Origin of the sequence: Dyadobacter subterraneus, assembly GCF_015221875.1 — a bacterium.
GTDB classification, from domain to species: domain Bacteria; phylum Bacteroidota; class Bacteroidia; order Cytophagales; family Spirosomataceae; genus Dyadobacter; species Dyadobacter subterraneus.
Genome location: NZ_JACYGY010000002.1, coordinates 355,573 through 368,563 on the forward strand (window position 1 = coordinate 355,573; position 12,991 = coordinate 368,563).

10 protein-coding genes are annotated in these 12,991 nt (G+C 40.8%); 3 read left to right on the forward strand and 7 right to left on the reverse strand.

Annotation, left to right across the window (positions count from 1 at the left end):
- The 4 genes from IEE83_RS26835 to IEE83_RS26850 form a co-directional block, all read right to left on the reverse strand.
- Nucleotides 1–892, reverse strand: an 892-nt coding sequence (locus IEE83_RS26835; protein WP_438821034.1) for an immunoglobulin domain-containing protein, incomplete at its 3' end; no start/stop codon positions are given.
- Between the two features lie 80 nt (nucleotides 893–972).
- Entirely contained in the window at nucleotides 973–4,026 is a 3,054-nt protein-coding gene (locus tag IEE83_RS26840; protein ID WP_194123858.1) for a serine hydrolase domain-containing protein, read from the reverse strand.
- Between the two features lie 235 nt (nucleotides 4,027–4,261).
- Complete coding sequence (locus IEE83_RS26845; RefSeq protein WP_194123859.1) at nucleotides 4,262–4,969, reverse strand: ATP-binding cassette domain-containing protein; 708 nt, start codon at nucleotides 4,967–4,969, stop codon at nucleotides 4,262–4,264.
- Between the two features lie 435 nt (nucleotides 4,970–5,404).
- Nucleotides 5,405–6,520 carry an acyltransferase family protein gene (locus tag IEE83_RS26850; RefSeq protein WP_194123860.1) on the reverse strand — a complete coding sequence of 372 codons (1,116 nt, stop codon included), beginning with the start codon at nucleotides 6,518–6,520 and terminating at the stop codon, nucleotides 5,405–5,407.
- Nucleotides 6,521–6,794: 274 nt separating this feature from the next.
- Between IEE83_RS26850 and IEE83_RS26855 the strand changes: the two genes are divergently transcribed.
- From IEE83_RS26855 to IEE83_RS26865, 3 genes are all read left to right on the forward strand, one after another.
- Nucleotides 6,795–7,199 carry a hypothetical protein gene (locus IEE83_RS26855; RefSeq protein ID WP_194123861.1) on the forward strand — a complete coding sequence of 135 codons (405 nt, stop codon included), beginning with the start codon at nucleotides 6,795–6,797 and terminating at the stop codon, nucleotides 7,197–7,199.
- 150 nt (nucleotides 7,200–7,349) lie between these two features.
- Nucleotides 7,350–7,553: a type II toxin-antitoxin system Phd/YefM family antitoxin gene (locus IEE83_RS26860; RefSeq protein WP_194123862.1), complete on the forward strand. Its 204-nt coding sequence runs from the start codon at nucleotides 7,350–7,352 to the stop codon at nucleotides 7,551–7,553.
- Entirely contained in the window at nucleotides 7,546–7,803 is a 258-nt protein-coding gene (locus IEE83_RS26865; protein WP_194123863.1) for a type II toxin-antitoxin system RelE family toxin, read from the forward strand. Before IEE83_RS26860 ends, IEE83_RS26865 begins: the two co-directional genes overlap by 8 nt.
- 74 nt (nucleotides 7,804–7,877) lie before the next feature.
- On the opposite strand, the gene IEE83_RS26870 is transcribed toward IEE83_RS26865, so the two are convergent.
- The 3 genes from IEE83_RS26870 to IEE83_RS26880 all read right to left on the reverse strand — a co-directional run bounded on the left by IEE83_RS26870 (nucleotide 7,878) and on the right by IEE83_RS26880 (nucleotide 12,850).
- Nucleotides 7,878–9,545 (reverse strand): complex I subunit 4 family protein, encoded by a 1,668-nt coding sequence (locus IEE83_RS26870; protein ID WP_194123864.1) that lies wholly within the window; start codon nucleotides 9,543–9,545, stop codon nucleotides 7,878–7,880.
- A gap of 58 nt (nucleotides 9,546–9,603) precedes the next feature.
- Nucleotides 9,604–11,568 carry an NADH-quinone oxidoreductase subunit L gene (gene nuoL, locus IEE83_RS26875; protein WP_194123865.1) on the reverse strand — a complete coding sequence of 655 codons (1,965 nt, stop codon included), beginning with the start codon at nucleotides 11,566–11,568 and terminating at the stop codon, nucleotides 9,604–9,606.
- 61 nt (nucleotides 11,569–11,629) lie between these two features.
- Nucleotides 11,630–12,850, reverse strand: a complete 1,221-nt coding sequence (locus tag IEE83_RS26880) for a serine hydrolase domain-containing protein (RefSeq protein ID WP_194123866.1) — start codon at nucleotides 12,848–12,850, stop codon at nucleotides 11,630–11,632.
- Nucleotides 12,851–12,991 lie beyond the last annotated feature (141 nt).

The following is a 12,991-nucleotide window of genomic DNA, read 5'->3' on the forward strand; positions in this document are numbered from 1 at the left end:
AAACAACAACCGGCGCAGCAGGTGCAGTACAAGCAGATACCACAACACTGATTGCAGCACGGGGACTTTCACAACCCGCAGCAGTTACCTGGCTTACATAATAAATGACAGTTCCGGCAGTAGCCGTGGATGGTGTCGGTGTTGCTGATGAAGATGTTCCGCCAGATGCATCATTTCCCCACCATTTTAAAGTATTCCCTGCCAAAGCAGTAGCTGATAAAGCAGCAGGCGTTTGACCAACTGTATAATTTACTGGTGAAACAACAACCGGCGCAGCAGGTGCAGTACAAGCAACATTAACAACTATTTCCGATCTAAGCCCCTCACAATCCCCAACTTTCTGACTTACAAAATAAGATTTCGTTCCGGCAGTAGCCGTGGATGGTGTTGGTGCTGTTGCTGATCCGGTTCCGCCAGATGCTGCATCGTACCATAAATAACCAGCAGACGATGGCAAAGCAGTTGCAGGATCACCAACTGAATAATTAACCGGACTGGTTACTGTCGGAGCTCCTGGAATTGCATTAACAGTAAAGGCAGCACTAGGATCACCAATAACAGCTGGTGTGCTCGTAGTTACCCTGATTTTATAAGCTGCTCCCGCAACAGAACCCGCTGGAATAACACCACTCAAAGGTGACGCTGTTCCAGTTCCAATGACATTTGGCGATGCAGGAAATACTCCGGTTTCATCAGATAATTCAGCTGAAAAAATAGTCCCCGCAGCAACAGTTCCCGTTGTTGTGTAAGCAATTGTCACAGAACTTCCAACGCACATTGATGTGGGTGTAATGGCTCCTGTGGTTATAGCTGTCTGAGCAAATGAAGAAGCTATCCCAACGATAGCGGCAATGCATGCAAAAATTCCTTTTCTAATAAATGTTTTTTTCATGTATGTATCTTAATATCTTTCCACTTACCTGTTAATGAAAGGTAAAGTTAGAGATATTTTTCAAATACATTTCCTTAGAATTAACGAAGAATGCTTTTACGTTCCAGAAGTGACATATATACTACATCGTGAATTTTTCTGCGGGTGCGCTGCGAAGTAATACTGTTGTTTTCAGCATCGGGATGAATACGGTTTGATAAAAATACAAAGAGCAGATCTTCATCCGGATCCATCCAGACAATCGCGCCTGTAAATCCGGTATGGCCAAAAGAATTTACGGATGCCTGAGCAGAAACATAGGCACTGTTTCCGTCAGAAGGTGCTTTATCCCATCCCAAACCTCTGTGATGAGCCTCATCATACATTCTTGAAAAAAGCGGAACAGTACCCGGAGCAAAAAACTGTCTGCCCCCATAATTACCTTTCCATAAATTCATTTGCATCAATACAGCCAGATCTGTTGCAGTAGAAAACAAACCTGCATGCCCGGAAACCCCTCCCTGCACGGCTCCCATCTGATCATGAACCGTTCCCTGAATTAATTGGCTTCGAAAACGATAATCCTGTTCTGTTGGTGCAATCTGTTTTTCAGGAAAGCGCTGTAATGGATTAAATCCGGTATACGGCAATCCCAGTGGTTCATAAATGTTGGCAGCTACAAAAATATTCAACGGCTGACCAGTCACTTTTTCAATCACTTTTTGCAAAGTCAAAAACCCCAGGTCACTGTATAAATACGCGTATTTACCAGCTTTGTCTTTTGTATTGTTTAACGGAGATTTCACCACCCATTTCCAAACCGAATCACGTAACGTAGGTTTCGCAAAAAGTTTTGGTGCAACCTGAAGATTGTAAATACTATCAGGTTTCGAGCTATAATATTCTGGCAGCAAACCGCCTGCACTGGTTTTGGTCCTGTCCCATAATGTCGGATAAAAAGAAACCAACCCGGAACGGTGCATCAACAAATCACGAATGGTAAAATTTTGTTTATTACTGCCAATTAGTTCTGGCAAATAATGAGAAGCTTTTTCATCCAGATCAATCAATTTGCGGTCGTAAAGCAGCATTACGGATTGTAAAGTTGCCGCAACTTTTGTTACCGAAGCAACATCGTAAATCGTTTCAGAAGTTACCCGTTCAGGCGTGCGGTAGTTTAATCCGCCAAAAGATTTATCATAAACAATTTTTCCTCTGCGTGCGACTACAACCTGGCAGCCGGGAAATACATGATCCATTATGGCAGTATTAGCAATGCCATCAATTTTTTGTAACATAGCTGCATTCATCCCCACACTTTCCGGTGTACCGAAACTGATGCGATTTAAACTTTCTGTCTCCATACCATCACCTGCTTTGTAAGAAAGTACAGAAACCGGCAGTTTCCCTTTGGAAGCCAATGCGCCAAAAATAATCTGCGGAACAATTTCCTGTTGGTCCGAGCCATCCTGATTTGCACAGATCAATGCGTCTGTTTCAGGGAAAAACTGGATACTATATGGACTGCCAAACAAACACAAAATAACTTTTTTGCCGCTTTGCTTTAATTGTTTTACAAACTCCGCAGTACCGGTCGAAATGCCGTAATTATATTTTGCATTAGATGAAATCCCTGTTACACCAACCACCACAGTTTCGTAAGGCTGCAGATAACTAAGCATCTGTAAAATCTCTTCCTGAGAAGGATCTGACAGAAAAGTATAAGGCCTCATAGGCTTATACGTTGACAGCATTTTCTGGAAAACAGAAGTACTTCCTTCACCTATCAAAACAGACGCCATTGTTTGCGCCATGATGGATGTGATCGGTAAAATATTGTTATCATTTCGAACCACAGTAACCGAAGCTTCTGACAATTCACGATACAATTCCTTACTATCTTCTCTATTGAGGTCAGAATACAGATTATTGATATCAATCGGTTTATATTGACCTAAACCAGACCAGTATTTAGCCTGCAAAATCCGTTTTACCTTATCATCCAGAAATTTCTGAGTGATCGTTCCCTGATTAAGTGCGTCTTTTATTTTGGTAATTGTTTCCGCTACATTTTCAGGATATAACAAAACGTCGTTACCAGCCATCAGTGCTTTTAGATTTACCTCCGCCGCCCGGCCTGTTTTCAAAACACCACGCATGTTCATCGCATCTGTAAAAACCAGTCCGCGGAATCCCATCTGGTTTTTCAACAAACCAGTTATCACTTTTTCAGAAAGCGAACTCGCAAGCTGCGGTGAATTATCCAGAGAAGGAATAAACAAATGGCCGCTCAAAACACCCATCAAACTATCAGCAATAAGCTGACGATAAGGATAAAGATCAATATTATTCAGTTGCTCAACCGAATGTGTCAAAACGGGTAATGTAAAATGAGAATCAGCGTCCGTATCGCCATGGCCAGGAAAATGTTTTGCAGTAGCAATAATGCCGTTATGCTGCAAGCCTTTCATATAAGCAACGGCTTTCCGCGTCACGTTTTCCCGGTCTTCACCAAAAGAACGTATCCCGATCACCGGATTTTTTGGATTGCTGTTGATATCAGAAACAGGAGCAAAGTTGATTTGAATTCCGAGACGGCGACATTGTCTGGCAATATCGCTGCCCATTTTATAAATCAGTTCATCATCCTGAATGGCTCCTAAAACCATTTGTTTTGGAAAAGAAATCGTACTATCCAAACGCATTCCCAAACCCCATTCACCATCAATTCCAATGAAAAGCGGAACTTTTGAATGTGCCTGATAATGATTTGTAAGTTGAGCCTGACGAACCGGACCGCCCTGAAAAAAGATCAAGCCCCCTAAATGGAAATCGTCAATCAGCCTGTCAATATAACGTGTATTTGCTTCTTCCCTGTTTGAAAAAGTCGCGACCATAAAGAGCTGCCCGATTTTTTCTTCCAGTGAAAGCGATTTCAGTGTACTGTCAACCCATTGATTTTCGGGTAAAACAATAACAGGCTCCGCGCGTCTTCGTGGAGCTTTAACCTGTTTCTTTTCCAAAACAGGTTTTTCGATTTCGGCATAAGTTTCTCTGGTCTGGATTAATTTCCAGGCAACGGATACTGAACCAAAAAAGACCAAAATCAAAATACTTGCAACTACCCGAATACGGCTTCCCAACCTTTTTTCCATCTCTATTTTCCCAAACTTTTTAAGGAAGTATTATTCAAAACATTTAAGGTCGTTGAGCCAAATTTTTCTTTCTTTATTTATATCAACAACAATTATCAACAGCAAAAAATCCGCTTTAAACTCGTTTTAAGGCAATTCTAATCTTTGGCTGTTTGCTGATACCGCTTGGCTTTTAGCTGATGGCTCATTATCAGATTGTTGCTGATTTGCCATTAACAATTAATAACAAAAACATTCAGACGGTTAAATTTCTAAAAGTCTCTTCAAGTGACTTTCCTGTTTGTCTTAGTGTTTCAAGAGAACTGTCACTCACAACTCGGCCTTTATTTATGATAATGACACGGTCGCATAAGGCTTCCACTTCCTGCATAATATGGGTTGAAAAAAGGACGGTTTTATTATGCCCTGCAGTGCGGATCAATTCTCTGATTTCCTGGATCTGGTTTGGGTCCAGACCTGTGGTTGGTTCATCCAGAATAAGTACCGCCGGATCGTGCAGGAAAGATTGGGCCAAGCCAACACGCTGACGATATCCTTTGGAAAGCTGCCCGATTTTTTTTCGTTTTTCAACTTCCAGCCCGCAAAGATTGATCATCTCATCCACACGTGATTTCAAGGCCGAACCACGCATGCCATAAAGTTTTCCCGAAAAAAGCAGAAATTCCCGGACGTACATATCCAGATATAGTGGATTATGCTCGGGCAAATATCCAATAGCCCGGCGCGCGGGCATGGCTTGTTGCTGCACATCAAAATCGGCAACCGTTGCTGTTCCCGAAGTGGAATTAAGATAACCGGTAAGAATCTTCATCGTTGTTGATTTCCCTGCACCGTTTGGCCCAAGAAAACCTACAATTTCTCCGGGTTTCAGGGAAAAAGAAATCCCGTCCACTGCACGCTGCGTTCCGTAAACTTTTGTAAGATTCGTTACTTGTATTGACATTTATCTACTTTATTTCTTCGTTGGCCACGCTGAGAATTTCGGTCTCGTTGGGGTAATTCTGTTGGGGGTAATCCTGTTGGGGTAATCCCTTGTGGTTACCCTTTCAATCCTGATCTCCTTTTACCCTTTAAACCCTGATCTCCTTTTATTTCTCAGCAAATATCTGGAAATTCTTTGCAACTATTCGGAAAACCCGGAGAATTTCCAAATAGTTGCCTGGGCGATATTCCTGGATAGTTCCAAGGACAATGTCCTCCGGTAGTTCCAAGGGCGATATTCCGGATAATTTTAAGGACCATATTCCCGGATTCTTCCAAGGGCGATATTCCCGGATCTTCCAAGGCTATATTCCCGGATAGTTCCAAGGTTATATTCCCGGGTAATTCCGAGGACCATATTCCCGGATAATTCCGAGGGCGACCACTAGGGTCGCCCCTACACCTTTAAAAACAATTTATTTCTCCACAACAAATACATGAATGCCCATTGTACGCCAATGAATGCAAGCACGCCTCCAACGGCAGGTATCGGTTCAGGGAAGAAATCCAGTAACCCACCGAAAATTGCTTCTGCGGTATATTCAAAATCAATATAACGGCCGACCATGTAAATTACAATCGAGTTCATTCCGATTACTACGAAAAAGAATGTCCAGCGACGATAATTCAAAACATCTACGATCCAATAGAAAAATGCAAGTAACAATACGCTGCATCCGCCTGCGCAAAGCACAAACGAACTTGTCCACAAATTCTTATTGATTGGAAAAACAATATCCCAAAGCTGTGAGATAATCAAACTGACAACACCACCAGCTACAAGATAAAGTACTTTTTTATTTTGAGAAAGTTTAGCAGAATCAGTTCTTAGAATTTCTCCTGAAAATATTCCCATTAATCCAGTTGCAATAGCTGGAATTGTTGAAACCAAACCTTCCGGATCGTGAATTTTTAAATGCAGACGTCCTGGAAGAATCATTCTGTCAAAATAACTTGCAGGATTACATTCCATCGTCATTAATCCGGCTTCGCAACCCGGAACCGGGAAATACATCATAAATGCCCAGTAGCCTAATAACAAACCAGCAAACCAGATCCAGCGACTTGTTTTTCCGGTATACAAATAGATAATCTGCGCAAACATTCCTGCCAAACCGATACGTCCCAAAACACTTGGATAACGCATATTAGCCCATTCGGTATGAAAAATTCCATTGTTATAGATGATCCCTAAAAAAACAAGGATAATGCCTCTCTGAATTACTTTACGAATTAAATCTGAGGCCGGCACTCCTTTTTCCAAACGGCTTCCCAATGAAAATGGCGTTGATACACCTGCCATAAAAAGGAAAGTAGGGAAAATTAAATCATAGGCACGGAAACCATTCCAGTCGGGATGGGTAAGCTGATGTGCAATAAATACGGCCCACGACCAGCCGGTGACTTTGGCTAAAACAGCAAAGATATCTTCGCCACCGGAAATCCAAAACATGTCAAACCCACGCAGCGTATCCAGAGATAACAACCGGTGCGAAGTAGAATTTTCTTTCATTAGAAAAATAAGGGAAAAGGAAATAAAATTTGGTAAAAGAAGTACTTATGAAAAACTTTTATGGCTTACATTCACAAACACAACTACAATTACTGGATTCTTACTGAAAAATACTATCGGCGGCTATGGGCAAAAGTGATTTTATTTAAATAAGCCAATTTGTGTAAAGGATAGTGAAAGAAGTTTTCCAACAGATTTTTCATTTCCGGTTTATATTCTTTTCAACGCATGCTTCGTTAGTACCATCAATATTCATTTCAACAAAATGCCGTCCATGAAAAAACTCATCTTTTTATTTCTTGCTTTAACCGGATTATTATTTACAGGCTGCGCGACTTCCAACAATTCATCTTCCAAAGATTCAGAAGATTTTCAGGAAACAACCACCATTAACCCAAAGCTGAATAACAAAAGGTTAGAAAAAAATCTTGAAAAATTCGCTGGTGATCTTGATCTTTCCAAAAGACAGGTGAAACAAATCAAAAAGATTGAAAAACGTTATGCTCGCAAAGACAGGAAATTATCCAGAAATGATGAAGCGAAACGCCGGGATCACAAACAATTGGCAGAAGCAAAAAGAGAGGAGATTTTGTATGTTCTGACAAACGAACAACAGCAAAAACTGGAAGCATTATCGAAGAAAAACCGGTTTAGTTTTGATCGGATTTTTGGGAAGTAAATTAACAAAGTGTGACTTCTATTATTAGAATTCGTTATAGTTAATAGAAGTCCTGCTTTGAATTCAAAAGATCATTATCTAAATTGATGAAGAATAGAATTTAGCCTCCTCAGTTTGCCATTTAAATTTCCTGACTATAAGTAAAAGATTATGATAGCTTTACACCCAAAATACATAGTTGGCAACGAAGGAGAGCAACTCGTTGTGCTTCCGCTAAATGAGTTTGACAATATTATAGAAGCGTTGGAAGATCAGGAAGATGTGCGATTGTATGATGAAGCAAAAAAGGAAAACGATGGAACTCGAATCCTATTTTCGGATTACCTAAACAATCGCGAATCAAAAAATGCCTGAGTATTCTGTTTACTTATCAAAGAAAGCTCAAAAGCAATTGGATAATCTTCCTGACAAAATTGTGTCATCAATTATTCCTACAATTGCCGCACTTGAAAATAACCCAAGACCTGATGGCTGCAAAAAATTGAAAGGCAGAGATGGTTATCGGATACGAATTGGTAATTATCGGGTTATTTATGAAATATTGGATAAGGAATTAATAATCGATGTTATCGCCTTAGGCCATCGAAAAGATATTTATGAGTAGTCTACTTTCACCGGACGGCTCATCATAATTTAAAACCAATTCGTGAAAAATTCGTGTATTCGTGGCAAAAAAAATTATTGCAACCTTTCCAGCCAGGCCTGAACCGTTGGCCCCGTCATATCGAACAATAATCCAGGCAAAATTCCTAATAAAACCGAAAGAATAGCAAGTGGAACCAAAAGAGCCGTTTCGCGAATTGTTAAATCAGTCAATCTGATAGAACTGTCATTTTTATACCAAAACGACCCGAAAAACATACGTTGATAAGTCCAGAGAAAGTAAGCCGCTGCCAATACAATTCCCAAAGTAGAAAGCGCAGGAACCCAAACAGGCAAAGCCGCTGCCTGAAATGCACCCATCAAAGTAAACAATTCTCCAACAAAACCTGAGAATCCAGGTAATCCGAGCGAAGCAAAAAATGCAATTCCTGTCAAAACAGTATAGCGAGGCATCGGACCGATCAATCCACGGTAATTATCGATTTTACGGTCATGTGTACGGTCGTAAATAACACCTGCCAAAAGGAATAACATTGAAGAAAGTACACCGTGACTCACCATTTGATATATAGCTCCATTGATACCTTCGGCTGTAAATGCGGCGATACCAAGCAAAACAAAACCCATGTGAGAGACAGAAGAATAAGCGATCATCTTTTTAAGATCACTTTGTCCCAAAGCATTAAATCCACCGTACACAATAGAAATCATTCCTAAAACTGCAAGCGGAACCATGCTATATTGCGCCTCAACAGGAAAAAATCCGTCAACAATTCTTATAAAACCATAACCTCCGATTTTTAAAAGAATACCTGCCAGAACTACTGAAATTGGCGTAGGTGCTTCTACGTGCGCATCAGGCAACCACGTGTGTACTGGAACGACCGGCAGTTTCACAGCAAAACCAATAAACAAAAACCAGAAAGCCAAGAGACGAACCGGAATTCCAAATAAGATAAATTCTGTTTCAGGACTTAAAATTGAGCCCGGAATATAATTTCCTGCATCAGATAAATAAGAAAAACGGAACGTATGAACCAGCTGATCCGTACCAATTCTTCCATCTGCAAGCCATTGCTGAATTTGTAAAATCACATCTGTTTGTACCAGATCTTCCGGCCCCAGAATTCCGACAGCACGTGCTGTTTCAATAGGATCGATTACAGAAAGATATAATCCGATCATGACGATCAGAATTAATAATGATCCAAAAAATGTATAAACAAAAAATTTGAGTGCTGCATATTCCCGTCTCGGTCCGCCCCATAAACCAATGAGAAAATACATGGGCAAAAGCATAAATTCGAAAAACAGATAAAAAAGGAAGAAATCCTGAGCCAGGAAACAACCGATTATACTGGCACTTAAAACAAGATATAAAGCAAAATACGCTCTTGTTTTCTGATTGATACTCCATGAACTGATCATTCCCACAAACAGAACGACAACCGCTAATAAAACCAGAGGAAAACTGATTCCGTCAACTGCCAATGCATAATCAATAGATACTGTTCCCAAAGAACCAATTGGAAGTGTGATCCAGTCTGCCGTTTCGCTTAATTGAAAACCTGTATTTTGATTATCAAAAAAGAGAAATAATGAAAGCCCGGTTAATAATTCCAAAAGCAAAACTGACAGCGCAATCAATCGGAAATCACCGGCACGCTGGGACGGCCAGAAAGAAACGGCTACGGCTCCGAATAATGGAATAGCAATCAGTAAGGAAAGTATATGATCAATCATTAGGATAAACTGAAACGAATATATGATAAGGAGCAGACCGTGCCCTTGAATTATTTTCTTATAAAATCATTAACCACAAAACCAGAAGAACTACTCCTAATGCAGTCACTAAATAATAGGATTGAATTTTCCCGTTTTGTAATCCGCGAACTCCTTGTCCGGCCGATTTAATTGTATAAACAGTCAGCTTTACACCGCCGTCAACAATATTTCTGTCTCCCCAGCTCAGCGCATGCGCCATAACTACGCTCCATTTTGCTACGCCATCTACAAAAGAATTGACAATCTGCGCTTCAAACTGCATTAATCCGGCTGAAATAAAAGCAAAGGATTTGATGAAAAAATTCTCTCTGGAAAATTCGTTTAATCCGGCCAGTTTTTTCAAAACCGGAATTGAATTTTTAGAATTCCCGGCATACATCGAGAAAGGATCTTCTGCCTTGGTTTCTTTAAATGCAAGAAAAATAGATAATACCGTAACGCCGGTTGCCACAAATGGCACCCAAAGAATATGTCCGAATTCCTCTGCTCCTACCAATTCTAAAAACCAGCCATATGATGCGTCAAACGGATTCCAGGAAAACCAGATAAACACAGAAAGCGCAGCCAACAAAGACATCGGCCCCCACATGGTTAGAGGAGATTCGTGCGGATGAACGGATTTGAAAATCTGGTATCTATTTTCGCCTAAAAATATCAGCCAAACCTGGCGTGCCATATAATAAGCCGTAACTCCGGCAGAAACCATAATGATAACCGGGAAAAAATAAGCCCATGCTCCATGTTTTTCAGCCCAGAAAAATGCTTCTACAATAATCGCATCTTTTGACAAAAATCCAGAGAAAAACGGAAGTCCGGCCAAAGCGGATGAACAGATTACAAAACAGATAAAAGTGATCGGCAAATATTTTCGAAGTCCGCCCATCGTCCTCATATCCTGCGGATCAAAAGTTTCGTCATTTTCCGAAGGTGTGACAGCATGAATAACGGAACCGGCCGAAAGAAATAATCCGGCTTTAAAAAATGCATGCGTTGCCAAATGAAAAAGTGCAGTCCGCCAGCTACCAAGTCCGACGGCGATAACCATCAAACCTAATTGAGACATGGTTGAATATGCCAGTACTCTTTTAATATCCCAAACCTGCGTCGCTTTTACGGCCCCGATTACCATTGTAATTGTTCCAATGCAAGCAATGACAATTTGTGCTTCTGGTGTTAAAAGAAAGGAAATTCTCGCCAATAAAAATATCCCGGCAGCCACCATCGTCGCGGCATGGATTAAGGCTGAAACAGGCGTTGGCCCTTCCATGGCATCCGGCAACCAACCTGATAGTGGAAACTGAGCCGATTTTCCCATGCAACCACCGAAAAGACATAAACCAATTCCGGTTAAAATTCCCGGATCAAGCGTTTGGATGGAGGTGGCGAGCACCTCAAAGTCGGTAGAACCGATATAGTAAAACAGCATTAAAATTCCGGTCAGGAATGCTGCATCTCCGATTCTATTTAACACAAAAGCTTTCTGAGCCGCCCAGACTGCGCGTGGTTTGAAATACCAGAAACCAATCAACAAATAAGAAGAAAGCCCCACCAGTTCCCAGAAAATATACATTACCAGAAGATTTCCGGCAAGTACAATTCCAACCATTGAAAAAAGGAAAAGCTGAATAAAAGCAAAATAACGGTGAAGATTCTTGTCGCCATGCAAATAGGACATGGAATAAATCTGAACCAGAAATGCTACGAAATGAACAATGATCAGCATAATCAGCGTCAGTTCATCGAAGCGAAAAGAGAGTTCAATATTGGTTTGCCCGATAAGAACCCAGTTGATTTGTACTGTGTGCAGCGTTTCAATATCAGCAAAATAAATACTTATCACTAATCCAATAGCCGTGATAAACGCGCCAATCCAACCTGCCGGCTTATTCAGATTTTTTCCGCCAAGCCACAAAACAAAAAATGCCAGAATCGGTAAACCCAGAAGTAAAGATGCAGGTATTGTATAAGCAGTTTCTGACATTGAGGTGAGTATTCGTTAAGTCCGGCAAATATCCTGAATTAACCGCCGATTTCAAACTAAGCTAAAGGTCTTTCTCGATATCTTCCAGCTTTTCACTTTCGCTGCCGTGCAGCACCGTTAATAACTCTTTGATATCGTATATATTTTTGTTGTATGAATTTCCTAAAATGATAATCACCGCCTCATCCTCCGGACAGATCCAGAACATGGAATTGTATCCTTTCCACCAGCCGCCGTGATAAATGAATCTTGTGGAATGATCCGGTTTTACGTGCATACGGAATCCGTAACCGTAATTTCTGATTCCGTCACGCTCAAAACTTCTTGGCGTCCAGGCTTCCGTTAACAGTTTTTTATTTATCAATAAACCGGAAGTCAGTCCGGCATAAAAACGGTAAATATCTCCCGTGGTAGAATACAAACCTTTATCCCCAACCACATCATCATAATAATCCTTGGCCAGCATCCGGCCATATTGATGACCGACGGTCCGGTACATCATGGCACTTTCCGAAGTATCCGTTACCAAAACAGTATTGTTCATTCCAAGTGGTGTAAAAATCTCGTTATGTACGAAATTGTTAAACGAGTCTCCGCTTACTTTTTCAACGATGGCTGCCAGAACGCAATAATTTGTATTGCAATAATTAAAAGAACGACCCGGCCGGTTGTATGGATGCGGCGTAGGAACCACCTTCGCATACCAATCCATCACCGTCATATTGGTTGGAAACTTTTTACCATGACGAACGCTGTCCGGAAATGAATAAATATAATTCGGCAAACCACTTCTGTGACTTAGCAGCATATCCACTTTTACGCCGTGGTATGGAAAATCAGGAAAAAACCTTTGAACAGAATCATCCAGACTTACCTTTCCTTCCTGAACTAATTTCAGAACGGCAACAGCCGTAAAAGGTTTCGACAAAGAAGCAAGTTGAAATTTGGAGTGACTTTGCAGCGAATCCTTATCCCGCAAGTGCGCATAACCAAAAGAATTCTGATAAAGGATTTTCCCTTTCTGAACAATCAGCACATTTCCGTTGAAACCTGCATTCCTTTTCCTTCTGAAAATATCTTGAATTTGTTCTATTTTAGCCTGCGTTTTTGCATCCGGATTTCGAATTTCGACAGGATCAAGATTGGGATTTGATTTGGCATTTCTTTTGAAATTGACCAGATCGTGAGATTTACTGTTCCTTACCCAAACCAGGGAAAGCACTATTACAAATACGGCAAATAACGCCGCCCACCACACTTTCGGCTGCACTTTTTTCAACATAGGCTTTTGGCCATTAAAGTTTTTTAAACGTTAAATACTAACGATAAACAGTCAGCATTTTCTATATTTTATCTAATCTATTTCAATATGATAGCAACCCGGTTATGCGTTATCTTCGTATTACATTATAAATCGAAATGT

Bases quoted from the DNA above. Each gene is read 5' to 3' on its own strand.
- IEE83_RS26840 (WP_194123858.1), bottom strand. From the start codon at position 4,026: ATGGAAAAAAGGTTGGGAAGCCGTATTCGGGTAGTTGCAAGTATTTTG.
- IEE83_RS26845 (WP_194123859.1), bottom strand. From the start codon at position 4,969: ATGTCAATACAAGTAACGAATCTTACAAAAGTTTACGGAACGCAGCGT.
- IEE83_RS26850 (WP_194123860.1), bottom strand. From the start codon at position 6,520: ATGAAAGAAAATTCTACTTCGCACCGGTTGTTATCTCTGGATACGCTG.
- IEE83_RS26855 (WP_194123861.1), top strand. From the start codon at position 6,795: ATGAAAAAACTCATCTTTTTATTTCTTGCTTTAACCGGATTATTATTT.
- IEE83_RS26860 (WP_194123862.1), top strand. From the start codon at position 7,350: ATGATAGCTTTACACCCAAAATACATAGTTGGCAACGAAGGAGAGCAA.
- IEE83_RS26865 (WP_194123863.1), top strand. From the start codon at position 7,546: ATGCCTGAGTATTCTGTTTACTTATCAAAGAAAGCTCAAAAGCAATTG.
- IEE83_RS26870 (WP_194123864.1), bottom strand. From the start codon at position 9,545: ATGATTGATCATATACTTTCCTTACTGATTGCTATTCCATTATTCGGA.
- nuoL (WP_194123865.1), bottom strand. From the start codon at position 11,568: ATGTCAGAAACTGCTTATACAATACCTGCATCTTTACTTCTGGGTTTA.
- IEE83_RS26880 (WP_194123866.1), bottom strand. From the start codon at position 12,850: ATGTTGAAAAAAGTGCAGCCGAAAGTGTGGTGGGCGGCGTTATTTGCC.